Here is a 24,337-nt window from a genome sequence, read left to right on the forward strand (position 1 = left end):
ACATCTGCGCACCTCCACGTCCCCCCAAGGGCTCGAACGCCCGAAGCACGCAAGGAGGTTGTATCGCCATGAGGAGGAAACATGCCTGGTCAGCGATGCTGGCGGTGGTCCTGGTGACGGGTGCCGTGCACGCCGCCCCCGCCCAGGCCGCGTCTCAGCTCGTCGTCGATCTCGGCAGCTCGACCGGCGCGCTCAGGTACGGAGCCACCGGCTTCCTGTACGGGCTCGGCGACGAGGGCATCCCGAACGAGACCATGCTCGCCGCCCTCAAGCCGCAGGTCACCGCCCAGAAGGCGCCCGACGGCCTGCAGCACCCGAACGGTGACGCGCTCAAGATCGCCCCCATGTTCAAGCGGGCCGGCGGCCGCGAGATCCAGATCTACATGCAGGACGTCTACAAGCAGTGGCCGTACGAGAACCTGGGCATCAACGACTACCTGGCCAAGGTCGACACGATGGTCAGGAAGGTCGTCGCCGACCCGTACCGCACCTCGTACGTCTACGTCCCCTTCAACGAGCCCGACCAGATCTGGTACGGCGGCAACCTCACCGGGTTCTTGAACGACTACCGGACCGTCTACCGCCGGATCCGCTCCCTCGACCCCGGCGCCCGCATCGCGGGCCCGAACTTCGCGAGCTACCGCTCGGCCGACATCCGGTCGTTCATGCAGTTCGCCCGGGACAACGCCGTGCTGCCGGACGTCACCACCTGGCACGAGCTCGGCGACGACTTCTTCACCAGCTGGCACACCCACTACGCCGACTACCGGGCGATCGAGTCCAGCCTGGGCATCTCCCCCAGGCCGATCACCGTCAACGAGTACGGGCGCTTCTCCGGGGATCTGGGCGTGCCGGGCAACCTGGTGCAGTTCGTGGCGAAGTTCGAGAACAGCAAGGTCGACGGCTGCCTGGCGTACTGGACGACGGCCGGCGGGCTCAACGACCTGGTCACCAGGAACAACCAGGCGACCGGCGGCTGGTGGCTGTACAAGTGGTACGGCGAGCTGACCGGCAACACCGTGGCCGTCACCCCGCCCGCGCCGGGCGGCTCCCTCCAGGGCCTGGCCGCGCTCGACCAGGGCAAGAGGCAGGCCAGGGTGATCTTCGGCGGCAACAACCCGGCCAGCGGCACGTACGACACCAACCTGGTCGTCAAGGGCATCCCGGGCGCGCTGGGCACCACGGTCCACGCCACCGTCTGGGGCGTGGACGACACCGGGCTGAACCCCTCCCCCGGCCCGTACAAGGTCACGGAGGCGGACTTCACGCCGTCCGGCGGCCAGATCACGATCCCGCTCACCGGGCTGAAGGGCTCCTCGGCGTACCACGTGATCGTGACCCCGGACAAGGACCCGACCGCCGGCTCCCGCTACGAGGCCGAGTACGCCGCCGCGCCGGGCACGATCACCTACGGCCCGGTCTCCTACGCGGACGGCGGCGCCAAGTTCGTGGTCACGGCCCCCTCGGACGGCTACTACAACGTGGACCTGCGTTACTCGGCCTCCGCCGCCCGCGTGGCCAAGCTGCGGCTCAACGGCTCCGACCTGACCGACGTCAACCTGCCCGCCGCCGCGGGCTGGAGCACCGTCACCACCAAGATCTTCCTGACCGCCGGGATCAACCGCCTGGACGTCAGCGCCGGCGGCGTCAACGTCGACTACCTCGACGTGTCGTCGGCGTCCGGGACGATCACCGCGTACGAGGCCGAGTCCAGCGCCAACACCCTGGGCGGCGCCGCCCGGGTCGCGGCCAACTCCGCCGCCTCGGGCGGGAAGTACGTCGGCTACGTCGGCGCCGGCGCGGCCAACACCCTGCGCTTCAACAACGTCACCGTCGCCACGGCCGGCCGCTACCGCCTGGTCGTCACGTACGCCAACGGCGAGCTGGGCGAAGGCGCCACCAACTACAACAGCAACATCGTCGACCGCTACGCCGACATCTCGGTCAACGGCGGCGCGGCCCAGCGGCACTACTTCCGCAACACGCTGGGCTGGTCGAACTACCGAACCACGGTCGTGGACGTCACCCTGGCCGCCGGAGCGAACACGATCACGTTCGGCAACGCCTCCGCCGGCTACGCGCCCGACATCGACCGCATCCAGATCGCCAAGCCGGTCGGCTAGTACAACCCCGGCCGGTCAGAAAGCAGCAGAGGAGATCCATGAACACCAGCGTCGTCTGGGGCCACCCGAGCCTGCGGGTCGTGCTCGACGTCTCACCCGACGGCCCGGTCGGCGTCCGGTCGCTGTCCGGCGGCGACGCCGCCACGGCGCACCTGCCCCGGGCGACGCAGCCGCTGGTGGAGCTGCTGGTCCCGGAGGAGGGGCGGGCGCGGGCCTCGCACCGCTTCTCCCGGACGGCCGTCGGCCTGCGCCTGGCCTACCGGGGCTGCGAGCAGCACAGGGAGGGGGTGTGGCACGTGCTGCAGCTCGACCTGCACGACTCGCGGAGCGGGCTGAGCGCCGAGGTGTTCCTGCGCTCTGCGGAGGGCGTCAGCGCGTTCCAGGTCTGGACGCGGGTGACCAACCGCGGCCAGGACCCCCGGCTGCTGCTGGGCGTCACGTCGTTCGCCGCCGCCTTCGCGGGGGCGGTGGACGACCTGGACGTGGTACGGGCCGACAGCGAGTGGCTGGGCGAGAGCCGCTGGGTCCGCGAGGCCCTGCGCGGGCACGCCGTACCCGATCTCCGTCTTGGCGGCCACGGGCAGGACGGCCGCGGGCGGCTCGCGGTCGTCAGCACGGGCACCTGGTCGACCGGCTCCCACCTGCCCACCGGCGGCCTGATCGACCGCGCCGGCGGGCAGGCGTGGCTGTGGCAGATCGAGCACAACGGCGCCTGGCGCTGGGAGGTCGGCGAGCGGCTCGACGACCCGTACGTCGCGCTGCTCGGCCCGACCGACATCGACCACCAGTGGCAGCACCTGCTCCAGCCCGGCGAGTCGTTCACGACGGTGCCGGTGTCGGTCGCGGTGTCCGGCGAGGGCCTGGAAGGGGCGGCCGCCGCGCTCACCGCGCACCGGCGGATGATCGTCCGGCCGCATCCCGACCGGGAGCGGCTGCCGGTGGTGTTCAACGACTACATGAACACCCTGTCGGGCGACCCGACCACGGCCAAGCTCCTGCCGCTGATCGACGCCGCCGCCTCGGCCGGGGCCGAGGTGTTCTGCGTGGACGCGGGCTGGTACGACGACGGCGGCACCTGGTGGGACAGCGTCGGCGAATGGCAGCCGTCGCAGACGCGCTTCCCGCGTGGCATCGAGGAGGTCCTCGGCCGCATCAGGGAGCACGGCATGGTGCCGGGGCTGTGGCTCGAACCCGAGGTGATCGGCGTCCGCAGCCCCATGGCCGACAAGCTGCCCCCTGAGGCGTTCCTGCAGCGTGGCGGCGTACGCCTGGTCGAGCACGGCCGCTACCACCTCGACCTGCGCCATCCCCGGGCGATCGCGCACCTGGACCAGGTCGTGGACCGGTTGGTGGAGGAGCTCGGCGTCGGCTATTTCAAGCTCGACTACAACATCGACCCGGGCGCGGGCACCGACCTGGACGCCGACAGCGCCGGGGACGGGCTGCTGGCCTGCAACCGGGCCCACCTGGCCTGGCTGGACGGCGTGCTGGCGCGCCATCCCGGCCTCACCCTGGAGAACTGCGCGTCCGGCGCCATGCGCATGGACTACGCCATGCTGTCCCGGCTGCACCTGCAGTCCACCAGCGACCAGCAGGACTTCCGCCTCTATCCGCCGATCGCGGTGTCGGCGCCGATGTCCGTGCTGCCCGAGCAGTCGGCGAGCTGGGCGTACCCGCAGCCTGACATGTCGGACGAGGAGATCGCCTTCGCGCTGTGCACGGGCATGCTGGGGCGGCTCTACCTGTCCGGCCATCTGGACGGGATGAGCCCCGCCCAGCTCGACTCGGTCCGCGACGCCGTACGCGTCCACAAGGAGATCCGCGGGGACCTGGCCCGCGCGACGCCCGTGTGGCCGCTCGGGCTGCCGCGCTGGGGCGACCGCCATCTCGCCCTGGGCCTGCGTGCGGCGGTCGATGGGGCCGCCGACGTCACATACCTTGGCGTATGGCGACGCGACGGGGCGAAGCCCGTACGGCTGGACCTGCCGCACCTGGCGGGCCGCGCGGTCGAGATCGACGTGCTCTACCCGCGGCACCTGCCGGACTGGGCTCGCGACTGGCAACCCGGCTCCGGCGTGTTGACGCTCACCCCTTGCTGCGACGAGCCCCACTCCGCCCGGATCCTCCGTATCCGCACCGCCTCATGAAAGAGACCACCATGAAGACCAAATGGACGGCCGCCGCCGCGACGGCGCTCGCGCTCGGCCTGGCCGCGTGCAGCGACCCCTCCGTCGAGACCGCCTCCTCCTCCGCGCCCGCCACCGCCGCGGCCTGGCCCGACCCGGCCGCCAAGCTCGACGGCGTCAAGCTGACGATCTGGGCCGCCCAGAACAGCAACACCGTGCCCAAGGCGGTCATCGCCGGGTTCCAGAAGGCGACGGGCGCGACGGTCGAGGTCGTGACGATCCCGGACCCGTACGAGCAGGGCATCCAGACCAAGGTCGCCACCGGCGACAAGCCCGACCTGGCGTTCTGGCAGCCGACCGCGTCCATGCTGACCGCGATCAACGCCAAGGCCAACCTCCAGCCGCTGAACGACGCGCCCTGGCTGACGCAGCTGTCGCCGGACCTCAAGGACATCACCGGCATCCTGGACGGCAACCGGTACGCGGCCCTCATCACGAGCCCCGCGGTCGAGGGCGTCTACTACAACAAGGAGGTCTTCGCCGCCAACAAGATCACCAGTACGCCGAAGAACTTCGACGAGATGGTGAAGCTGGGGCGCACGCTGAAGGCCAAGGGCGTCACGCCGTTCTTCGAGATGGCCGGCGACAAGTGGGCGACCCAGTGGTGGGTGCAGGTCCAGCTCGCGGACGCGGCCAAGGACGGCCTGTGGGAGCGGATCAACACGGGCAAGGAGACGTTCAACAGCCCGGCGGTCGTCGAGGCGATCAAGACGTACAAGTCGCTGATCGACGAGGGGCTGTTCAACTCCGACATCAAGACCGCGAAGTTCGAGGACCAGGGCGCGGCGCTGCTGTCCGGCAAGGCGGCCATGGTCGTGCAGGTGAACTCGTTCTTCGGGCAGCTCCAGGCCTCGGCCGACACCGCCACGCTGAACAAGAAGATCGGCTTCTTCCCGATCTCGCCGTCGGGGAACGTCGGCACGTTCATCCCCGACCAGTCGAACGCGCTGGTGGCGTTCAAGACCGGGGACGCCAAGCGGGAGGCCGCGGCGCGGCAGCTGCTGGCGTACTGGATGGGGCCCGGCTACAAGGACTTCGTCGCCGACCGCAACACCGTCTCCCTGGAGCCGTCGGTGCCCAGCCCGGCGGGCGTGCCGCAGGCGCTGCTGGACGTGCACGCCGCGCTGCCCACCGCGGTCGGGTCGATGCAGGCGCTGGCGGTGGCCAACCCGGACCTGTACCTGAACCTGGCCGACATGATCACCGGGACCATGACGCCGGAGAAGGTCGCCTCGGCCACCCAGGATCAGTTCGCCCAGCTCGCCAAGGCCGCCGGGGCGAGCGGTTTCTGACGTGCTGATCACCACCTCGCGGCGGGCCGCCTCCCGCACCGCGACCGCGACCCGCGGGCGCCCGGTCGTCGGGAGGCGGACGCACCCCATGTGGTTCATGGCTCCGGCGTTCGCCATCCTGCTGGTGTTCTTCTTCCTGCCGACGCTGTTCAACTTCGTCTACGCCTTCACCGACTGGTCGGGCTTCAAGAGCGCGATCCGGCCCGTCGGGCTGGACAACTTCACCGACCTGGCCTCCAACGGCACGCTGTTCCGGTCGCTGCGGGTCACGGTGGTGTACGCGGTGCTGGTGGCGATCTTCCAGAACGCGTTCGGCTTCGGCCTGGCCGTGCTGCTGGAACGCGACACCTGGCTCAACCGGGTGGCCCGCGTGTTCTTCCTCATCCCGGTGCTGATGTCCGCCCTCGCCGTCGGCTACATCTTCCAGGCCCTGCTCAAGCCGACGGGCGGTCTGAACCGGCTGCTCGGGATCGACTACGCCTGGCTGGGCGACACCACCTGGACGATCGTGGTCGTCGCGTTGATCCACGCGTGGAAGTGGATGGGGCTGTCGATGCTCATCTACCTGGCGGGGCTGAAGACCGTTCCGGACGACATCGTGGAGGCCGCCCACATCGACGGGGCGTCGCGGTGGCGTACGTTCTGGGCGGTCCGCTTCCCGCTGCTGGCTCCCGCGATCACGTTCAACGTCGCCACGGCGCTGCTGGGGTCGATGAACGGCTTCGACATCGCCCAGGCCACCACCGGCGGCGGGCCCGCCCGCACGACGGAGATCCTGAACATCTTCATCTACCGCACCTTCGGCCAGGGCCTGTTCGCGCAGGCCACGACGATGAGCCTGGTGCTGTTCCTGCTGGTGGCCCTCATGGCCTTCCCTGTCATCTACGTGCTGCGCAAGCGGGAGGAGATCCTGTGACCCCCGTCGTGCCCCACCGCCGCGGTGTGAGCGACGCGCCCGTGTGGCGCCGGCTCCAGCCCGTGGTCACGTTCGCGCTGGTGGCGCTGTCCATCGGCATCCCGCTGTGGCTGGTGCTGGTGACGGCCGCCAAGTCCCGTGGCGAGGCGCTCACGCCGGACCTGTCGCTGCCGTCCGAATGGCACCTGCTGGAGAACCTGCGGCAGGTGTGGGGCGACGGCGAGGTCCTGCAGGCGTCGCTGGGCAGCCTGCTCGTCGTCGTGCCCTCGGTGATCGGGGTGCTGCTGTTCGGCTCGATGGCGGCCTGGATCCTGGCCCGCCGCGCCACGCGGCTCAACGCCGTCCTGTACGCGCTGGCGATCAGCGGCATCGTGCTCCCGCCCGCCGTCGTCACCGTCGTCCTGCTGCTGCGCCAACTCGGCCTGGCCGGGAGCGCGGTCGGGATGATCGGCGTCTACATGGGCATCTACATGTCCACGGTGATCTTCTTCGTGACCGGCTTCGTGCGTACGATCCCCACCTCCCTCGAGGAGGCGGCGCAGCTCGACGGGGCGAGCCCGATGCGGGTGTTCTGGCTGGTGGTGCTGCCACTGCTGCGCCCGGTGCTGGCCACGGCCACCATCCTGGTCTGCCTGTACGTGTGGAACGACGTCTTCTACGCCTTCTTCGTGATCGGCGGAAGGGTGGACACGCTGCCCCTCAACCTCTTCCGCGTGGCCAGCGCCGGGCTCTATCTCAACAACTGGCACCTGATCTTCGCGTACGTGATCCTGATGAGCCTGCCGCTGGTCGTGGTCTTCGCCATCGCCCAACGCAAGATCATCTCGGGCATCACCAGCGGTGCCGTCAAGTAGCGGGCCGGTCAGCCACCGAAGAGGAGTGAGTCCAGTCCCCTGCGCACGCCCGGCCCCCCGCCCACGTGGCGCACCGCCAGCAGCGTCCCGGCCACGTACGGGCTGGGGTCGGTGCCGGGGTCGTGCCGCATGACCAGGCGTTCCCCCGGGCCGCCGAACACGATCTCGGTGGTCACCACGAAGCTGGGCAGCCGTACCGAGTGGATGCGGCTCCCGGCGACACGTTGTCCTTGACCGCGGCCGCGCTGGTGTAGTCCACCAGCACATCGACCGGGACCGCCGCCAGCGCCTCGGCGACCGACCCGTACACCCGTCCGGCGCTCGCTGAGCCCGCGGCCTCCGCCAAGGACTTCCCCGCCGCCGACCGCGACACCCCAGCGTCAGGTCGTCGGCCTGGTCGATCGCCGCGACGATCGGCGGCGCCGTCCAGCCGGTGACGCCGGCGAAACACACATTGATCATGCCGTCACTCCAAGCGTCCAGGCTGCGCGTCACGACGTCTTCTGCCAGACCGAGACGTGGCTCCTGCTGTCACTGGTGAAAGGCGCGCGCCCCCAGTCGGCCCACCGCTCGCGCAGGGTCATCCCGGCGAGCCGCGCCATCAGGTCGAGCTCGGACGGCCAGACATAGCGATGCGGCGTCGAGCGCGTCTCCAACTTGCCGTCCACGACCCAGTAGTGATGGGAGACGGCGATCTGCGACGCCACGTCGTACTCCTCGAAACCCAGATGCGCCGGGGTCACGGTGAACGGGTGGACGGTCTGGCCGGGCGGCAGACGCCGGAGCTCCGGGACGTACACCTCGATCACGAAACGGCCGCCGGGCTCCAGCTGGGCCGCCACGGTGCGGAAGCACTCCACCTGTTCTTCCTGCGTCGTCAGGTTGGTGATGGTGTTGCGCACGAGATAGGCGAGCGTGAAGCTGCCGCCCGCCCTGGCCGTGGCGAAGTCGCCGATCGTCACGCCGATGTTCTCCGAGCCCGGCTCGGCCCGCAACCGCGCCACCATGGCCGGCGACAGTTCGATCCCGTGCACGCGGACACCGCGCCGGCTGAGCGGCAGCGCGATGCGGCCGGTGCCGATGCCCAGCTCAAGAGCGGCGCCTTCTCCCGCCAGCTCGGCGAGGAAGCTCACCGCGGGGTCGACGACCGCCGGATCGAACAGTTCCGGCCATTTGGCCTCGTACGTCTGCGCTATCCATTCGTCGAAGTGGTTCTCCGGCACAGACCCGATTAAAGCTGATCCACAAGATCAGCTGTCCAGCACGCGCTGGACGTCCTCCAGGAGTTTCACGTCGGCGGCCAGATGCGCCTCGGCGTTGTCGAACAGCGCGTCGGCCAGCGGCGACAGCCCCGCCTTCGCCTCGCGCCCGGCGGCGAGCGCCACCCGCCGGGCCTCCAGCGCCCGGAAGGAGGCCGCCACCAGGTCCCGCGCCTCGCCGGACTCCAGGAGCTCGTGCCAGCGCAGCGCCAGCGCGAAGTCGGACCTCGTGGAGTGCGGGGGCGCGGCGAGCGCCTTACGCAGCAGGTCGCGGAGCGTGCGCCGGCCCTCGGGCGTGATCGCGTAGACGCGGCGCAGCCGATCGCCGGTGCGCTCCTCGGAACGGGTCTCCGCCAGCCCCTCGGCCTCCAGCTTGGCCAGGGCGTGGTAGACCGAGCCCGGCTTCACGTCGGTCCACTGCTCCAGCGCCCCGGCGGTGACGAGCTGGTTGATCTCGTATCCGTGCCGCGGCCCCTCGTTGAGCAGCCCCAGGACGAGCATCCGGGTCGACGACACTCAACACCTCCACGCGATAGTCAAGGTTGACTATATCAGCCGCCCCATGCTCAGATAGTCAAACTGGATTATTCAAATTGGAGGTTCTCATGTTCTCGCGCCTCTCGCGCCGGATGGACGCGCTCGTCAGCGCGTACACGCGGCTGGGCAGGTTCAGCGGCGCGGTGCTGCTCGCGCGCGGCGACCGGCGGCTCTTCGCCAAGGGGTACGGCCACGCCGACCAGGAGCGCGGCGTGGCCAACACGGCGGCGACGGCGTTCCGCATCGGATCGCAGACCAAGACGTTCACCGCGATCGCGATCCTGCAGCTGCAGGAGCAGGGCGGGCTCCGCGTCACCGACCCGATCGCCCGCCACCTGCCCGGTTACCCGCACGGCGCGCGGATCACCCTGCACCACCTGCTGACCAACACCTCGGGCATCCCGGACTACGTCACGGCGGACGACTTCACCCACGTCATGGGCACGCCGCGCACCCGGCGGCAGCTCATCGACGACTTCAAGGACCGGCCCCTGCTGTTCGAGCCGGGCGCGCGGATGAGTTACAGCAACTCGGGCTGGATCCTGCTGGGCGAGGTGATCGAGCGGCTGTCCGGCCTGACCTACGGCGAATACCTGCGCCGGAACGTCTTCGCCCCCTTGGCCATGGAGAGCAGCGGCCTGGCCGACGGCGCCGGCACCGCCGTCGGCTACATGTCGGTCGACGGCCGGCTCACCAGGACCCCGTACCTGGACAACTCCAACCAGGACGCTGCCGGAGCGCTCCACTCGACGGTCGAGGACCTGCACCGCTGGAACCGCGGCCTGCCCCGGCTGCTGCGGCGCGAGTCGCTGGTGGAGCTGTTCAGGCCGCACGTCGAGGCCGACGGCACCGGGTACGGTTACGGCTGCGTGGTGAGCGCGGACCGGGTGGAGAGCGCGGGCGGCACCATTGGATTCGTCAGCGTCTCAGCCCGTTACCGGCACGACGACCTCTTCGTGACTGTTCTGTCCAACATCGAGAACGCCGCTTTCTCCGAGATCGAGTCCGCGCTGGCGGCGATCGCCCGCGGCGAGCCGTACGAGCTGCCGAGCCGGCGCGTCTTCGTCACCGTCGCCCCGGACGTCCTCGACCGGTACACCGGCCGTTACACCATGCGGTACATGGGACGTACCTCCACGATGGACGTCACGCGGGAGGGCGAGCGGCTCATGGTGGAGGTGCACGGGCTGGTCAGGACGGAGCTGCGCCCGATGTCGGAGACCCGCTTCTTCGCCAGGATGAAGGGCGAGGTCGAGCTGGACTTCCTGGCGAACGGCGAAGTCGCGCTCAACTGGGCGGGTCGCGAGGTCACCGCCCGGTCCGCCTGAGGCAGCCGGCCCACCCACAATGGCGAGGTGAGTGGGCCGGGGAGTGCCGGTTGTCAGGCGCAGGTGTAACCGGACGGGAGGGCGGTGTTGCCGTTCGGGCGGGTCGCCTGGAAGCCGACGCTGGTGGTGGCGGCTCCGGGGGCGAGGGTGCCGTTGTGGCTGACGTTCTTGATGGTCACGGTCTGCCCGCTGACGGTGGCGGTGCCGTTCCACGAGCCGGTCAGCGTGTGCCCGGCCGGCAGCGTGAACGTGACCGTCCATCCGTTGATCGTCGAGGTGCCGGTGTTGGTGATGGTCAGCGGCTGGATGACGTACCCGGTGGCCCATTGGGTCTGCACGGTGGGGACGGCCGTGCACGTTCCGGTGGAGGTGCCGGGCTGGGTGGTGACCTGCACGGTGTTCGAGACCGGCGAGGTGTTGCCCGCGGCGTCGCGCGCCCTGACCTGGTAGCGGTAGGTGGTGCTCGGGGTCAGGCCCGTGTCGCCGAACGAGGTCGCGCTCGAGGTGCCGACCTGGGTGAACGTGCCGCCGCTCGCGCCGGGCGCGCGCAGGATGTCGTAGCCGGCGACGCCGTTGTCGTCCGTCGAGGCCGTCCAGCTCAGGGTCGTGCCCGTGGACGTGGTCGCCGAGGCGGCCAGGCCGGCCGGGGCCGTCGGGGGTGAGGTGTCGCCGCCGCCGGTCGTCGTGGTGAACGTGACCGGTTGCGAGTTGCCGGACAGGTTGCCCGCGCCGTCACGTGCCCGCGCGTACACCTGGTACTGCGTGTTCGCGGTCAGGCCGGTGAGGGTGATCGAGTTGGTGGTGGACTGGCCGAGTTGCGGGTCGGTGGTGCCCTGCTCGCGGTAGACGTTGTAGCCGGCCAGGCCGGAGCCGCCCTGGTCGGTGGACGCGGCCCAGGTCAGCGTGGCGCTGGTGGCGGTCACGTTGGACGCGGCAGGGGTGCCCGGGGTGCTCGGCGGGGTGGTGTCGCCGGAATCGCCGAGCGTGGGAGTCTGCCAGTCTCTCCACTCGGCCAGATTGCCGAGCGCCTTGGACGAGATCCTGATCGCGCCGGGCGCGTTGCCCGTCTTCAGCAGGAACTTCTGGATGTTCTGCTGCAACGGGGTCCGCCATTCCGCCCTGTTGGCGCAGTGGTTGCCGTCCTGGATGTCGGACCAGTACGTGATGTTCTCTCCGGCGCCGAGCGCCTTGTAGACCTCCGCACCGCCCAAGGCCGCCACGCTCGCGGACTTGGGGCCCAGGTTGGCGATGTGCGGATTGTCCATGATGAACAGTCCGCGGGGCGCGACCATGGCCACCATTTCATGCGTGTCCACCGGCAGCCTGGTCGGGCTGCTCGTGAAGGAGCCGAACGCGTCGCCGAGCCACGGCTGCTCTCCGTACGCGCTGCTCAGGCTCTGGGCGCCCTCCCCGGGAATTCCGCGGAAGATGGGAACGCCGGCGCTGCCCGACTCGATCGGCATGGTCAAAGCGATGCGCTGATCGAACGCGCCGATCACGAAAGCGCCTTTTCCGAACCGCGAGCAGCCCGTGACGCCGGTCGCATCGGCTTTGAGAATGCTGCCGTCCGACTGTTCGATGACGTCGATGATCCGGCTCACGCCCCAGGCCCAGGCGAGCAGCAGCCCCGTGCTGCTGGAGGAGCCGTAGACGCTGTAGAACGCGCCTTGTTTGTTACTGCGCGGCGTGCCCTCTTTCCCGACCGCGTAGGGGTCGTAATTGATGACGGCGGCGCCGGCCGCTTTGATGGCGGCCGTGTCCGCGCCGAATCCGCCCACGACGAAGACGGCCGGGAAAGGCCCGGAACCACTTGGCAGGTCGACGCTCGCCGAGATACTCGAGCTCCGGCCGTTGTGGTTCACGTTCACGGTGATGCCGGTCCTCGAGACCGTTCCCGTGACGCTCGACGGCTTTCCGGGCTTCTCGCCGTAGACGAATTTCTCCGCCAGCTTCTTGATCTCCTGTCGCCGGCACCGCCACTCGGACTTGGCGGAGATGCGCGTACCGTCCAGCTTCTTGAAGGGGTCGGGAAGCTTGGAGTTGGTGGGTAAGGAGCCTGCGTCGGGCAGGCCGGTCACCGTGCAGTCGGCACCCTCGTCCTCGACTCCGGCAGCCGCTACGGCCTCGGGGGGCGCTACCGTTACCGCTCCGGCGATCGACAGCGTCGCTGCTGCCGTCAGCGCGACGACCCTCGAACGGATCTTGGAGCGGGCCAAGCTGGTGATCACCAGGGCTCTCCCTTCCGGGTGGAGTGTTGGCGATCAGTCTGGGAATCGTCGTGAAACATGTCAATATAATCTCGAAATGTTTCAACGGTCGATATCTTTACAGGCTTTTGAGCTGCGAATATTTCATTGAAGATATCGAAACTTTCGGAGACGGTGTGGATGCGGGACATCATTGACCTGGCCGTGCCCACCGTCCCGAAAGTTTCGATCAGCCGGAGGGCCCGCTCAGAGCCGGGCCTTCAGGCGGTCCCGCCGAAGGCCTCGGGCGCCTCTCCTCGATGTTCCCCCGCTCTTCGAAGAAAACGTCGACCTCATCGGCGGCCTATAGCTCGTCGAGGGCGCGCAGGAAGCGGTTTTCCTGCTCGGTAAATCGCATGATGGTTCGTCCTTTTCAGTGAGCGTGCCGCGGGTTCTTTCACCCGGTCGAGGCCCGGTCCGCCAGGGCGCGAGCGAGGTCGAGCAGGTCTGGCAGGCCGAGGACGCGGCCGCCGCTTCCGGGCAGCGGCACGTGCAGGGGTTCCGTCCAGCGGGCCGGAATCGCAGCCGATCCGTAGACCGCGCCGGCCAGGCCGCCGGTGACCGCGGCGACGGTGTCGGTGTCGCCGCCCAGGTCGATCGCGGCGCGGAGCGCGTCCTCGTATCCGCCGGTGACGCGCAGGGCCCACACGGCCGAGCCGAGGCAGGGCCAGACGGCACCGTTGAACTCTGTGGCTTGACCGGGATGCCAGTGCGGATCCAGGACGGTGGCGTAGCGCTCCCGGTGGTCGGGACGGACTGCGGCAAGGGTGTCCGGCAGGGCGGCCAAGGGGTCGGCACCGGTCAGGGCGACGCGCACCAGGTCATGGAAGATCGCCGTGCCTTCCCCGGCCGCGGGATCGCCGTGGGTGAGGGCGGCGATGTGGCGGGCGGCGTCCATGGTGGTCTGCTGTCCGTCGCCGGCGAAGTACACCGCTGATGGGGCCGCCCGCATCAGCGCGCCGTTGCCGGCGGCATGTCGGCTGCTGCGATAGTGGGCGACGGCGGCCTGGTCCCAAGGAAGGCCGCGGGTCAGGACGTCCTCGGTCTGCAGGCCGATGTCCTTCGGCTCGTCGGCCGCCCATCGCTGGAAGCGGGCGAAGATGTCCGGCAGGTCCAGGCCGTCGCGCTCCAGCAGCGATTCGGCGACATGGACGGCCATCTGCGTGTCGTCGGTGGCCTCCCCGGCGTCCCAGCCGCCACCTCCACACATCTCGCCGCCAGAACCGGGGATCGGAAAGCGCGCGGAGAAGGCGCCCGCGGTCCCGAACTCGAACGGGGCACCCAGCGCATCGCCCACGGCAGCCCCGACGACCGCCCCGGCGGCGCGCACCATATGATCCACAACGGCAGGCTACTGAGGTCTGCCGTCCTCCCATGCGCAGCTCGGGGATCGGCATTGTCAGGGGCGGGTCTCGTCCCGCAGGGCAGCGCGTAGTTGGCCGCGCGAGGTGATGCCGAGCTTGGGGAACAGCTGGTCGAGGTGGATGCTGACCGTCCGGTGCGATAGGTGGAGCTACTGGCCGCTCTCGCGGTTGGACACCCCGACGGCGGCCAGTTGGCCGATCGCCGCGGCGCGGGGCCAGGCCCTGCGGTCGGGGTCGCGGGCGTACGCACCAGCCCGGCGTCCACGGTCGGCGCCGACGCCTCCGCCCTCAGCTCAGGAGCCGTGACCACCCTGTCCGCCAGCTCGACGCCCGCGACCTTCCAGCCTGGTGCCGTCCCGCCCGTCAGATCAACGCCCGCGACCGCCCGCCGGGGGCGCCTTGCCTGAAAGCTCACCGCCCGGCACCGCCCCGCGACTCACCATCCCGCAACCCGACGCGCCGCCCGGTTGCACGCCGTCCGACAGCACGCCCAATGTCACGCCACCCCGGCCCCGCACCGTCCGACAGCACGCCCGATGCCACGTTGCCTCAGGCGCCACGCCGGGCGGCCTGAGGGGCGACTTCGGGTGGGCGTTCGACGGCGAGCGGCTCGCCTTTGTCAACGGCTGACGGGCTGCTGACTGGCGGCGAGGGTGCGGACGGCCGATACCACGGCCTCGCGGCGCCGGGCCAGGGCCGCCTTGTCGTCCTGCTCGTCGAGGACCAGGCGGCACAGCTGGGGGACGGCGAAGTTCCAGGCGACCAGCCCGAGCACGGTGAACATCCAGTCCTGGGCGGCGCAGGTGCGCTCGGGCCCGTTCAGTCCGGCGCCGACGCCGGCGTCCACGAGATCGCGTACGTTGTCCCGGTACATCGCGCGGCGTTCGTCCTCGCCCTGGACCGGACCCGGGCCGCTCTCCAGGGCCTCCCACAGCAGCAGCCTGATCAGGTCCGGGTGTTCCTGGTACCAGTCGAACAGCTGCCCCACGGAGTCGGCCACCGCGCCGGGATCGAGGGCGTTGGCGTGGCAGACCTCGTCGACCTTGGCCCGCACCACGGCGCCGAACAGCTTCTCCTTGCCCCCAAAGTACAGGTAGATCGCCTGCTTGTTGGCCTTGGCGGCGGCGGCGATGCGCTCGACCCGGGCGCCGGCCAGGCCGTACGCGGCGAACTCGGCGATGGCGGCCTGGAAGATCCGCTGTCGGGTGGCCTCCGCGTCGTAGCTCATGAACTGAATTAAACCATCCAGTTGACTTTCGGGGCGACATCCGCTTCGATCTAAACCAACCAGATGGTTTATTTCTGAGGAGACATCATGTCCATAGCTCCCGTGCCGGTCCGCTCGCCGCTGCCCACCGGTCTGGCCGGCTCCACCGTTGTCCTCATCGGCGGCACCTCGGGCATCGGCCTGTCCGCAGGTGTACTGCTGGGCGAAGTGGGCGCCCGGGTTGTGCTGGTCGGCCGCGACCCGGCCAGGTTGGCCGCTGCCGTGGACCGCGTACGCGATGCGGCCCCGGCGGACGGCCCGGCGGACCCGGTGCTCGGTATTTCCGCCGACGGGTCGGACGAGGACGCGCTGGCGGAGGTCTTCGAGCGGGCCGGCCAGGTCGACCATGTGCTCGTGACGGCCGGCGGCCTGGGCGGCGCGGGTCCGGTGACCGAACTCTCCCACGACGACCTCCGCTCGGTCCTGGACGCCCGCCTCTGGGGCGCCGTCGCCGCCGCCCGGCTGGCCGCGACCCGGCTGCCGGCGGGCGGTTCGATCACCTTCACCTCGGGCACGTACGTCGTCCGCCCGGTGCCCGGGATGACCGGCCCGCTGGCGGCCGTCGGCGCCGTCGAGACCTTCACCAGGGCGCTCGCCGTCGAGCTCGCGCCGAAACGGCTCCGGGTGAACGCCATCCGCTACGGCAGCTTCGACACCCCGCTGCTGCGCACGGTGTCCGGGCTCGACGGCGACGCCGCGGTCGCCAAGGCCGGGGAGGGCGCGCTGCTCGGCCGCTTCGGCACCGCCGAGGAGGCCGCCGCGTCGGCCCTCTTCGTGATGGCCAACAACTACGTCACAGGTCAGGTGATCACCGTGGACGGTGGACAGAGCCTGGCGTGAGAGGTGAGGCGGTGTGAGGAGTGAGCAGGATGGGTGGACCGGCCCCGGGCGGCCCGGGCGACACTCATCCCTGCTCGCCCGGCAGACAGCGCTCACCCGTGTCCGCCGGGCAGACGGCGTTCGGCCAGGCCGAGTAGGGCGTCGGCGGTCTTGCCGAGGAGGGCGAGGAGGAGGATGGACAGCAGGAGGATGTCGGTGCGGCCCGTGTTCTGGCTGTCGATCAGTAGGAAGCCCAGGCCCATCGAGGACGCGATCAGCTCCGCCGCCACCAGGAAGAGCCAGCCTTGCGCCAGGCCCAGCCGCAGGCCAGCCACCACCGCGGGGGCCGCCGACGGCAGCTGGATGCGGGTGAGGAGGGCCACGCCGCGCAGCCCGTACGCCTTCCCGACCTCCACCAGGTGCGGGTCAGCGTGGGACAGGGCCGAGGAGACCGTGGTGTAGACGGGGAAGAAGTCGCCACCAGTACGATCTTCGGGCCCTCCGCGATGCCCAGCCAGAGCCAACGACGGCACGGCCCGCAGGGCCGCGATGCTGAGTCCCGGCTTCGCCTAGCGCGATATGTGCACCCCGGAGTGTCGCCCGGATGCGAGAGCGGCAGCGGACGCTCCGCCCACCCCCTCTGCCCCGCCCGCATCGCCGCAGGAGGAGAGGACAGCCGTTGACGGCGAGATGGATCAGGTGCGGACAGTCACCGCTTCTCGACCCCGCGCCGAAAGGAGGGCGAGGGCCAGGGTCATGCTGCCCGTCTCCGGCTCGGCGGGCTCCGTATCAGGCTCATGAATTGCGGCGATGCCGATCGTTCCGATCAGAATCGCGGCCATCAGACCACTGGCTGGGCTCATGCGTACCTCCCAGTCCAAAAGAGAAGGATCAAGGCCCTACCTACTCCTGGCTGAGAGGTCGACGGGCTTACAAGCGCCGCTCGGACGCCTCAACCGCGCAGCAGCTCCTCCCGCCTGGCCAGCAGTCGCGCTCGTTCTTTGGACAGCTCGGCGTCGCGGTGCCGCAGGTGCCTCCCCACGTCCTGGACCCATCGGACCGTCCTCTCGACCTCGGCGCGGGTGTTCTCGATGCGCTGATGCTTCATCACATCAGTGATGATGTTGTCGAAGAACGTGTCGACGAACCACCGCGTGTCCACTTTGGGCAGGCGGGCACGCGCGGAGACGCCGACGTCGGTGAGTTCGCGGGAGAAGACGTCCAGGGCCCGCTGGGCGTGCCAGGCGGCCTCGTCGGCGGAGCGCATCCGGTTGTGCTCGACGGCGTCGGCGATCAGGCCGCCGCCCAAGAGGTCCCAGGTGGAGGCGCCCTTGGCCGAGCCGAGGTAGCCGAGCACCTGGGCCAGCGCGTGGAGTGCGGCCTGCCCGGCCTGGTCTGCCTCCGTGAGCTCGCGCAGCTCCGCCGAGACGCGGTCGAGGGCGGCGCCGAGGTCCGTCAGTTCACTGGCGCGGGCATCACCGCGGGCGAGGAGCTGCCGCTCCTTCTCGGCCAGCAGCTTCTCGTACTCCTCCGAGGCCGTCGCGAGCCCCGTCAGCTCGGCCTCGATCGCCCGCGCGTCCGCCTCGATCTGGGCCAGCCGGGCCCGGTGGCCGTCGAGCCGCTGCCTGGCGGCGGCGGCCTCGGCACGCTCGCGGTCCAGCCGCTCCTCGCGCTGGCTCAACAGGCGAGCCAGCAAAGCGGTAAGCCCGCCTTCCAGGCGGGTGACGTCGGCCTCCTCCTTGGACAAGTCCTTCTCCAGGCCGGTCAGGGTGTGGTGGGCCTGCTGGATCTGCTCCGCGGTGGCCGCGTGCCGACGCCGCAGGTGGTCGGCCCGGTGCGTTCGGGCGGCCGCCGCGCGCAGCCTCTCGTCGAGATCTGAAGAGCTGGTCACACTTCGGATGACGAACGAACAATCCCAGACGTTCCAGCCAGGCGATCACCGAGCTCGGCCCGAGCCTCTTCGGCGGGTACGTACGTATGGACGTCTGTACCCGCGCATATGAGTCCTGCCTATATGGCTCACCCGGCTCCCGACCCGGTCGGAGGGGCCCGTCAAAGCGGAGCCGGGTCAAAATCGCAGTTGACGCGGCCCTTCGTGCGGACGATCCCCGTCTCGAGGTGTCCGACCCCGAGGACCTGCTCGTAACGCTCAACAGTCTCGGCATGCAGCCGAACAGCCTCGTCGGTTCCCCGCGACGCCAGGTCGAGAGCGAGGTTGGCCGCGCAAGCCAGAGCCAGGGGATGATCCATGCCCAACGTTTCGCGCATGCTGTCCAAGGTGGCCTCACCAAGCTCGCACGCTTCCGCAGTCGCGCCGGTGGCGGCGAGATCCGACTGAAGGTTGACGGCGCACGCAAGCAAGAGGTCGTGCCTCGGGCCGAGAGCGGCGAGACGGTCATAGGCCTGGCGGTCGAGGGAGAGGGCAGCCTTGGCATCGCCGCGCAGCCGGCGCAACAGCGCCACGTTGATCATGTACGCGCAGCCGAAGGGATGATCCTTGCCGAGGATCTCGGGGTATCGAAACGCCTTCGTATTCTCGATCTCCCAGGCTTCCTCCAGTCGTCCTACCGAGCACAGCGAATTCGACAAGGTGATCGCTGCCGCCAAGGTGTCGGGGTGGTTCGCGACCAGAAGCCGCTCGAGCCGGGCGTGGGTCTCCTGTGCGAGGTCGAGCGCCTCTGTCAGGGCGCCTCTCTTCCTGTGGGCAATGGCCAGGTCCTTGGCGGTCAGCAGGGTCTGGTGGTGTTCGACGGCCAGCTCTTGGCGGCCGTACCTGTATGCGTCCGCACCCATGTCGCAGGCATCCGTGTAGCCACCACACAGGCGGAGCTCACGGGCCAGGCCGTTCCACGAGGCGAGCAGGTCAACAGGGCTGACGCTGTGGGTTGCGTTGCTCTGCTCCAGGAACACCTTTTGCAAGAGGGATTTGGCGGTAGCATGATCGCCGGTCAGGCCGTGGTCGCCCGGACGTCGTCCGGCCGCTGCTGGCGGATATCGAAGCGTCGGCCGAGCGCCCGGGAACGGGCCTGGACAAGCTGCTCGTGCACCGCGCCTACGCACTTGTGGCCCGCACCGACATCGAGGCCGAGGAACACTTCGCGACCGCATTGAACGGAATTGAAGGAGCCGACGCTCAACTCGAGGTCGCCCGCACACACTTGCTCTACGGGGAGTGGCTGCGCCGGCGCCGACGGATCGTCGAGGCCCGCACGCACCTGATCACCGCGCTCACAGCCTTCGATACGGCCGGAGCGACGCCGTTCACCGAACGCGCCGCGGCGGAGCTGCGGGCCGCCGGAGTTGCAGCGCCAGCTGCCACCAGGGTCGGCCCCGCAGCAACGTTGACGGCGCAGGAGCTGCAGATCGCGCAGCTGGCCGTGTCAGGACTGACCAACCGCGAGATCGCCGACCGGATCTACGTGTCGCACCGAACCGTGGCCGCCCACCTGTACAAGGTGTTCCCCAAGCTCGGAATCACCAGCCGCAGCCAACTCCACGCCGCCCTCGGCGACGCTGCGCAACCCTGACCCCCTGCCAGGAGCGAATCCGCAGGAATCAAGGCGGACGAAGAATGGTGTCACATCAAGGAAGGGAGGGCACGGCCTGAACCAGAGCGACACCGGGCCCGCCGCCTCGCTGACTCGTTGCGCGCCCCGTCGCCGCGCCCCTTCCTGGCGGCCGTCCGAAGGCCTCGCCTCGGTGGGCGCAAGGAAACGGCCGAGCAACGCCGCTGCCCGCTCCAAGGAGAACGGGCCAGTGACGTCGCTCGGCCTGAGAGGCGAGCAGGTTCAGACGACAGTGAGGACGGTCTTGCCGCCACCGGTCTTGGCGGCGCGCCGGGCCGTTGCTGATTTCTACCCGCGGCACCCGGCTGCGCCATGTGACCGTCAGCGCCACCTTCGGCCGCCTGGCCAGGGGCGCTGGCTTGAGTGCACGCTCGGCCTCCTGCCGTCCCCGTATTCATGATCTTCGACACATCGTCCCGCTTTATGTACGTGTTGTGATTCAAGGTGTGTTGGCTGGTAGGTGACGGGTTTGGGGCTTGCCCAGACCCGTGTTGTGTTTCTACGGTCGGTCCCCATGATCTTGAGTTTCTTCTCGTCTCGGGGCTGGGAGTCCTGGGATGTCGGGGACCGTCCGCTGTTGCCGGAGCGGATGCCGGTGCTGGTGGATGACGACCTGCGGTTCGAGGACGGGCTGGGGGCGCCGCGGCCGTCGACGGTGGTGAACCGATGGTTGCGGGAGTTGCCGGCGTCGGGGTGCCCGGCGCCGAGTTCGTGGGCGTCGTACGCCCGGGTGGTGAAGGCATGGATGGAGTTCCTGGCCGGGCACGGGGGTCGCGGTGTTCGACTCGCGGGAGCGGCTGAAGGCCGCGCTCGGCAAGAACGCGGAGTACCGGGCGGCGGGGCCGGTGCGGGAGCGGTTCGCGGCGACCACGTGGGGCCAGCACATGAGCATCTTGTCGCTGTTCTACCGATGGGCGATGGAGGAAGGGCACGCGGAGGCGGAGCCGTTCACCTACCGGACGGCGCGGGCGCTGTTCGCGGGGACGGGCCGGGAGGTGCGGGTGAACCTGGCGGTCCGCCGCACGCCGAAACCGCACGTCACGATCAAGTATCTGGAGCCCGACTTCACCGGCCTGTTCTTGGACGGGCTGCGCGGCCTGGCCCCGGACGGCGGCCCGGACCCTTACTACCGGGGTCGTGAGCTGGCCCGCAATGGTGTGCCCCGGGTTGAGTGGAGGTGGGTTACTGGATTCTTGTGCCACTTGATGAGAGGAAAGTGGCATGGGACGACGGGGCTATCCGCCAGAGTTCCGGCGCAAGGTGCTGGATCTGCTCGAGGCGGGGCGTAAGGTCACCGACCTGGCGCACGATCTGGAGATCAGCAGTCAGACGATCTATACCTGGCGGCGGCAAGACCGCATCGATCGCGGCCTGGAGCCCGGCTTGACCAGCAGCGAGAAGGACGAGTCAGCAGTCGCCAAGCGCCGCATCGCCGAGTTGGAGACAGAACTGCAGGCCACTCGGCGGGCGATCGAACTGGTGCGAGAGGTGGTGCCCCCAAAAGGCGGTTCGAGGCCATCGCAGTGATGGCTGGCGAAGGCATCCCCGTGGAGGTGGCCTGCCGCGTGCTGAACGTCTCGGTGTCCGGCTACTACGCCTGGCGGGATCGGCCGCCCTCGCCGAGGACCATCCGGCATGTCTGGCTGACCGACCTGATCCAGCAGATCCACCAGCGTTCCCGAGGCACCTACGGCGCCCGGCGGGTGCATGCCGAGCTGCGCCTGGGCCACCACGTCCCGGTCAGCCACGGAGCGGTGGAGTTACTCATGCAGCGAGCAGGGCTGCAAGGCCTCAGCGGCCGGCCGAAGTGGCGGCGCGCCAAGCCCGACCAGATCGCCGTCGACCTGGTAGACCGAACCTTCGCCCGGACCGGTCCCAACCAACTATGGGTCACCGACATCACCGAACACCCCACCAGAGAGGGCAAGGTGTACTGCTGTGTGGTGCTGGACGCCTACTCCCGCCGGGTGGTCGGATGGTCGATCGACTCGACCCAGACCGCCACCCTTGTCACCAGCGCCTTAGGCATGGCCATCGACAACCGCACGCCCGTGGGCACGATCATTCACTCCGGTCAGTGCGTGCAGTTCGGTTCTTGGACCTTCACTCAGCGTGCCAAGGACTCCGGCCTGCTGCCCTCGATGGGCAGCGTCGGGGACTGCTTCGATAACGCCATGATGGAGTCGTTCTGGTCTCGCATGCAGGTCGAGCTCCTCGACCGTCAGCGCTGGAACACTCGGATTGAACTCGCGAACGCGATCTTCGAGTACCTGGAGATCTGGCACAATCGGCAACGACAGCATAGCAGGCTGGGCATGCTCACCCCGATACAGTTCGAGAACGCGTTCACCGTGGCATGACAATCCAGAAACGCGACTCCACCAGACTCGGGGCACACCAAAGTCTCCACCGAACCCGGGGCGATTCAGTGGTCGCGGAGGAAGGCGGAGATGCCGGTGCGGGTTGGGTAATTGGGCAGGGGCGACGGCTCGCTTTGGAGGAACGCTGTGATGACGGCGGCGGCGCGCTCGTTGTTGTCGTCGAGGCCGTTCCACATGCGGTGTCCGACGCCGGGCATGTATTGGGTTCGCTCGATGGCGGGGTCGGCGGCGAGGATGCCGGTCTGCCATTGGCGTGTCTGTGAGGAGCATTCGGCGATCATCAGCATTGCGGGGGTCCGGGAGCGGCTCAGCTCGGGGGCGATGGAGGGCGAGTCTTTGATCGTCTGCTGGATCTGTAGGCTGGCGGCGGCGTTGAAGGAGAAGTTCTCCGCGGTGTCCTCGGTTGGGATGCGGCCGGCGTCGCGCGCGCAGTAGGCGGAGGCGGTGTCGCTGCCGAGATCAGCGGCCTTGAAGGCGTTGACGCCTTCGGCCTGCGTGATCAGGCCGGTGCCAGGCGGCAGGAGCCCGAGTTGGATGAGGCCGAGCGCGACGGCGTACCGGGGGACGCGCGTCGCCCGCGCTCCGGTCGGGGCCGGGGCGAGGCCGCGCGCGGACGGTCTCCCCAGTTGCCCGCTGGTGAGCGCGGTGGGGCCGTCCATGGGGCCGGGTTCGGCGATGATTGCCCGATGTACGCGGGCGGCGGTGTCCGGGGTGGCCAGGGCCCGGGTGAGCACGATCGCGCCCGCGGAGAACCCGAGGACGTCGGCCGGGCCCTTGTTCAGGCGGTCGATGAAGGCGGCGAGGTCACGTACGGACCTGGAGATTGTGTACTGCTCCATGGGCAGCAGGTCGCTCCGCCCGCCGCCGGGGTGCTCGTAGGCGTACACGTCGTAGCCCTGTCCGGCCAGGAGCTGCAGGAACCGGTGGTCGAGCACGGAGATGGAGCGGACGGGCCCGCCATGAAGGTAGACGAGCGGCGTGGGACGGCGGGGGGTGCCGGCGGCGGGCGGATAGTGATAGACGGCGACCCGGCTTCCCGTGCTCAGGCTCCAACGTTTCGTCGCGACGAAGGGCAGGTCGGGCGGGTACTGCCGGGTCGTGGGAACGGTGGGGACGCAGACCGACGCCGTGAGCGCGGCGGCGGCGACCACCAGGACGAAGGGCCACAGCCGGCCCCGCCAGGTACGGCCCCGGCCTCGCCACAGTGCGGCGATGATGCCGACTGCGAGGGCGGTCAGCCAGGCGGCGAGCCCGGAGCGCGCGCCGTCCGTCAGAACGACTAGGGCGAGGAACAGCCCGGCCAGCCCCACGACGGCGAGCAGGGCCAGGATGAGACGGCCGAGGAGGCGGAGGGGAACGGGAAGAGACATATAAGTTTCCAAACGCTGTTTCAAAACGACGTTTGGAAACGCTACCAGCTCGGCTAGGCTGGTCGTCGTGGGAAGGCCGAGAACGAACGACGACAGCGTCAAGGACCGCCTCATCGAGTCCGCGACCGAGATGTTCGCCACCCGCCCACGGGAGTCGATCACCATCCGCGCCCTGGCCGCCGCCGCCGGGGTCGCGACCGCCGCGGTCTACTCGCTGTTCGACGGCAAGGACGGGCTGATCGCCGAAGTACGCAACAGGGCGGTCGCCGGGCTGTCCCAAGAACTGTCGGCGGCGCCGACCTCCAATGACCCCGTCGCCGACCTCTATTCGCTCGCAGTCGCGTACCGGCGATGGGGGCGCGAGCACCGCCACCTCTACACCGTGTTGTTCGGCGGCGTGCAGAGCTTCGACCCGTCCGGCGAAGTGGGCGCCGCAGATCCCGTCAGGCCGCTCATCGAGGCGATAGACCGCGCTCGATCGGCCTCCGCACTCTCGGGTGACGCGACCTCGATCGCGCTCTCCCTCTGGGTGACCCTGCACGGTCTGGTGACGCTCGAACTGGCCGGGGCCCTCGACACCGCCACGGCCGAGGCCACCTTCCGCTCGGCTATCCCCGCCGCACTGCGCGGCTGGGCAGCCTGACCTCATGTCGGCGCCTCGTCCCGGCCTGATCGGTCACCAGAAGGACGACGCACTTCGAGACTCGCGGTGAGCTGTGGGCCGATACTGCTGAAGAGGACCCGCACACCATGTACGTGATAACGGTCGATTATCACGTACATGAGCGATCATGGCGGCCTGGCGACCAGGCGAACCCCTCGCCGGGAC

At 69.5% G+C, this 24,337-nt stretch carries 22 protein-coding genes and 2 pseudogenes; 11 read left to right on the forward strand and 13 right to left on the reverse strand.

What is annotated here, in order from left to right:
* Window positions 1-68: 68 nt before the first annotated feature.
* Genes ACIBI9_RS48890 through ACIBI9_RS48910 form a run of 5 tightly spaced genes read left to right on the forward strand, consistent with a single transcriptional unit; the run spans window position 69 to window position 7,371 of the window.
* Window positions 69-2,123 (forward strand): hypothetical protein, encoded by a 2,055-nt coding sequence (locus tag ACIBI9_RS48890; protein WP_397233605.1) that lies wholly within the window; start codon window positions 69-71, stop codon window positions 2,121-2,123.
* A 38-nt stretch (window positions 2,124-2,161) separates the two neighbouring features.
* On the forward strand, window positions 2,162-4,270 hold the full coding sequence (locus ACIBI9_RS48895; RefSeq protein ID WP_397233607.1) for a glycoside hydrolase family 36 protein: 2,109 nt from the start codon (window positions 2,162-2,164) through the stop codon (window positions 4,268-4,270).
* 11 nt (window positions 4,271-4,281) lie between these two features.
* A complete protein-coding gene (locus ACIBI9_RS48900) occupies window positions 4,282-5,601 on the forward strand; it encodes an ABC transporter substrate-binding protein (protein WP_397233609.1) in 1,320 nt (439 codons plus the stop codon).
* Between the two features lies 1 nt (window position 5,602).
* Window positions 5,603-6,517, forward strand: a complete 915-nt coding sequence (locus ACIBI9_RS48905) for a carbohydrate ABC transporter permease (RefSeq protein ID WP_397233611.1) — start codon at window positions 5,603-5,605, stop codon at window positions 6,515-6,517.
* Complete coding sequence (locus ACIBI9_RS48910) at window positions 6,514-7,371, forward strand: carbohydrate ABC transporter permease (RefSeq protein WP_397233613.1); 858 nt, start codon at window positions 6,514-6,516, stop codon at window positions 7,369-7,371. The genes ACIBI9_RS48905 and ACIBI9_RS48910 overlap by 4 nt, the downstream gene beginning before the upstream one ends.
* 8 nt (window positions 7,372-7,379) lie before the next feature.
* Here ACIBI9_RS48910 and ACIBI9_RS48915 read toward each other — a convergent pair whose 3' ends face one another.
* The 4 genes from ACIBI9_RS48915 to ACIBI9_RS48930 all read right to left on the reverse strand — a co-directional run bounded on the left by ACIBI9_RS48915 (window position 7,380) and on the right by ACIBI9_RS48930 (window position 9,146).
* On the reverse strand, window positions 7,380-7,547 hold the full coding sequence (locus tag ACIBI9_RS48915) for a hypothetical protein (RefSeq protein WP_397233614.1): 168 nt from the start codon (window positions 7,545-7,547) through the stop codon (window positions 7,380-7,382).
* Window positions 7,544-7,717: a hypothetical protein gene (locus ACIBI9_RS48920; protein ID WP_397233615.1), complete on the reverse strand. Its 174-nt coding sequence runs from the start codon at window positions 7,715-7,717 to the stop codon at window positions 7,544-7,546. Before ACIBI9_RS48920 ends, ACIBI9_RS48915 begins: the two co-directional genes overlap by 4 nt.
* 145 nt (window positions 7,718-7,862) lie before the next feature.
* Window positions 7,863-8,594, reverse strand: coding sequence for a class I SAM-dependent DNA methyltransferase (locus ACIBI9_RS48925; RefSeq protein WP_397233617.1), 732 nt, complete (start codon window positions 8,592-8,594; stop codon window positions 7,863-7,865).
* A gap of 27 nt (window positions 8,595-8,621) precedes the next feature.
* Window positions 8,622-9,146: a PadR family transcriptional regulator gene (locus tag ACIBI9_RS48930; RefSeq protein WP_397233619.1), complete on the reverse strand. Its 525-nt coding sequence runs from the start codon at window positions 9,144-9,146 to the stop codon at window positions 8,622-8,624.
* A gap of 89 nt (window positions 9,147-9,235) precedes the next feature.
* Between ACIBI9_RS48930 and ACIBI9_RS48935 the strand changes: the two genes are divergently transcribed.
* Window positions 9,236-10,495: a serine hydrolase gene (locus ACIBI9_RS48935; protein WP_397233621.1), complete on the forward strand. Its 1,260-nt coding sequence runs from the start codon at window positions 9,236-9,238 to the stop codon at window positions 10,493-10,495.
* 53 nt (window positions 10,496-10,548) lie between these two features.
* Here the strand turns inward: ACIBI9_RS48935 and ACIBI9_RS48940 are convergent, their stop codons facing one another.
* The 4 genes and pseudogenes from ACIBI9_RS48940 to ACIBI9_RS48955 all read right to left on the reverse strand — a co-directional run bounded on the left by ACIBI9_RS48940 (window position 10,549) and on the right by ACIBI9_RS48955 (window position 15,333).
* The gene (locus ACIBI9_RS48940; RefSeq protein WP_397233623.1) at window positions 10,549-12,723 is read right to left on the reverse strand and encodes a fibronectin type III domain-containing protein; all 2,175 of its coding nucleotides are present in this window, start codon (window positions 12,721-12,723) and stop codon (window positions 10,549-10,551) included.
* A 415-nt stretch (window positions 12,724-13,138) separates the two neighbouring features.
* Complete coding sequence (locus ACIBI9_RS48945) at window positions 13,139-14,074, reverse strand: ADP-ribosylglycohydrolase family protein (protein ID WP_397233730.1); 936 nt, start codon at window positions 14,072-14,074, stop codon at window positions 13,139-13,141.
* A 66-nt stretch (window positions 14,075-14,140) separates the two neighbouring features.
* Window positions 14,141-14,242, reverse strand: a pseudogene (locus tag ACIBI9_RS48950) (hypothetical protein); the annotation flags it as partial.
* A gap of 482 nt (window positions 14,243-14,724) precedes the next feature.
* Window positions 14,725-15,333 carry a TetR family transcriptional regulator gene (locus ACIBI9_RS48955; protein ID WP_397233625.1) on the reverse strand — a complete coding sequence of 203 codons (609 nt, stop codon included), beginning with the start codon at window positions 15,331-15,333 and terminating at the stop codon, window positions 14,725-14,727.
* 87 nt (window positions 15,334-15,420) lie between these two features.
* On the opposite strand from ACIBI9_RS48955, the gene ACIBI9_RS48960 reads away from it, so the two are divergent.
* The gene (locus tag ACIBI9_RS48960; protein WP_397233627.1) at window positions 15,421-16,212 is read left to right on the forward strand and encodes an SDR family NAD(P)-dependent oxidoreductase; all 792 of its coding nucleotides are present in this window, start codon (window positions 15,421-15,423) and stop codon (window positions 16,210-16,212) included.
* A gap of 92 nt (window positions 16,213-16,304) precedes the next feature.
* On the opposite strand, the gene ACIBI9_RS48965 is transcribed toward ACIBI9_RS48960, so the two are convergent.
* The 4 genes from ACIBI9_RS48965 to ACIBI9_RS48980 form a co-directional block, all read right to left on the reverse strand.
* Window positions 16,305-16,724: an ABC transporter permease gene (locus tag ACIBI9_RS48965; protein ID WP_397233629.1), complete on the reverse strand. Its 420-nt coding sequence runs from the start codon at window positions 16,722-16,724 to the stop codon at window positions 16,305-16,307.
* 162 nt (window positions 16,725-16,886) lie between these two features.
* On the reverse strand, window positions 16,887-17,054 hold the full coding sequence (locus ACIBI9_RS48970) for a hypothetical protein (RefSeq protein WP_397233631.1): 168 nt from the start codon (window positions 17,052-17,054) through the stop codon (window positions 16,887-16,889).
* 89 nt (window positions 17,055-17,143) lie between these two features.
* Window positions 17,144-18,082 (reverse strand): hypothetical protein, encoded by a 939-nt coding sequence (locus ACIBI9_RS48975; RefSeq protein WP_397233633.1) that lies wholly within the window; start codon window positions 18,080-18,082, stop codon window positions 17,144-17,146.
* Window positions 18,083-18,243: 161 nt separating this feature from the next.
* Window positions 18,244-19,101 carry a tetratricopeptide repeat protein gene (locus ACIBI9_RS48980; RefSeq protein WP_397233732.1) on the reverse strand — a complete coding sequence of 286 codons (858 nt, stop codon included), beginning with the start codon at window positions 19,099-19,101 and terminating at the stop codon, window positions 18,244-18,246.
* A gap of 131 nt (window positions 19,102-19,232) precedes the next feature.
* Between ACIBI9_RS48980 and ACIBI9_RS48985 the strand changes: the two genes are divergently transcribed.
* The 3 genes and pseudogenes from ACIBI9_RS48985 to ACIBI9_RS48995 all read left to right on the forward strand — a co-directional run bounded on the left by ACIBI9_RS48985 (window position 19,233) and on the right by ACIBI9_RS48995 (window position 22,117).
* Complete coding sequence (locus ACIBI9_RS48985; protein ID WP_397233635.1) at window positions 19,233-19,718, forward strand: LuxR C-terminal-related transcriptional regulator; 486 nt, start codon at window positions 19,233-19,235, stop codon at window positions 19,716-19,718.
* Window positions 19,719-20,533: 815 nt separating this feature from the next.
* Window positions 20,534-21,046 carry a hypothetical protein gene (locus ACIBI9_RS48990; protein ID WP_397233637.1) on the forward strand — a complete coding sequence of 171 codons (513 nt, stop codon included), beginning with the start codon at window positions 20,534-20,536 and terminating at the stop codon, window positions 21,044-21,046.
* Window positions 20,979-22,117: pseudogene (locus ACIBI9_RS48995) on the forward strand (IS3 family transposase). Before ACIBI9_RS48990 ends, ACIBI9_RS48995 begins: the two are co-directional and overlap by 68 nt.
* Before the next feature lie 65 nt (window positions 22,118-22,182).
* Here the strand turns inward: ACIBI9_RS48995 and ACIBI9_RS49000 are convergent.
* Window positions 22,183-23,508 (reverse strand): alpha/beta hydrolase, encoded by a 1,326-nt coding sequence (locus ACIBI9_RS49000; RefSeq protein ID WP_397233639.1) that lies wholly within the window; start codon window positions 23,506-23,508, stop codon window positions 22,183-22,185.
* Window positions 23,509-23,575: 67 nt separating this feature from the next.
* On the opposite strand from ACIBI9_RS49000, the gene ACIBI9_RS49005 reads away from it, so the two are divergent.
* Entirely contained in the window at window positions 23,576-24,151 is a 576-nt protein-coding gene (locus ACIBI9_RS49005) for a TetR/AcrR family transcriptional regulator (protein ID WP_397233641.1), read from the forward strand.
* Window positions 24,152-24,337 lie beyond the last annotated feature (186 nt).

This window comes from Nonomuraea sp. NPDC050451, from assembly GCF_044458585.1.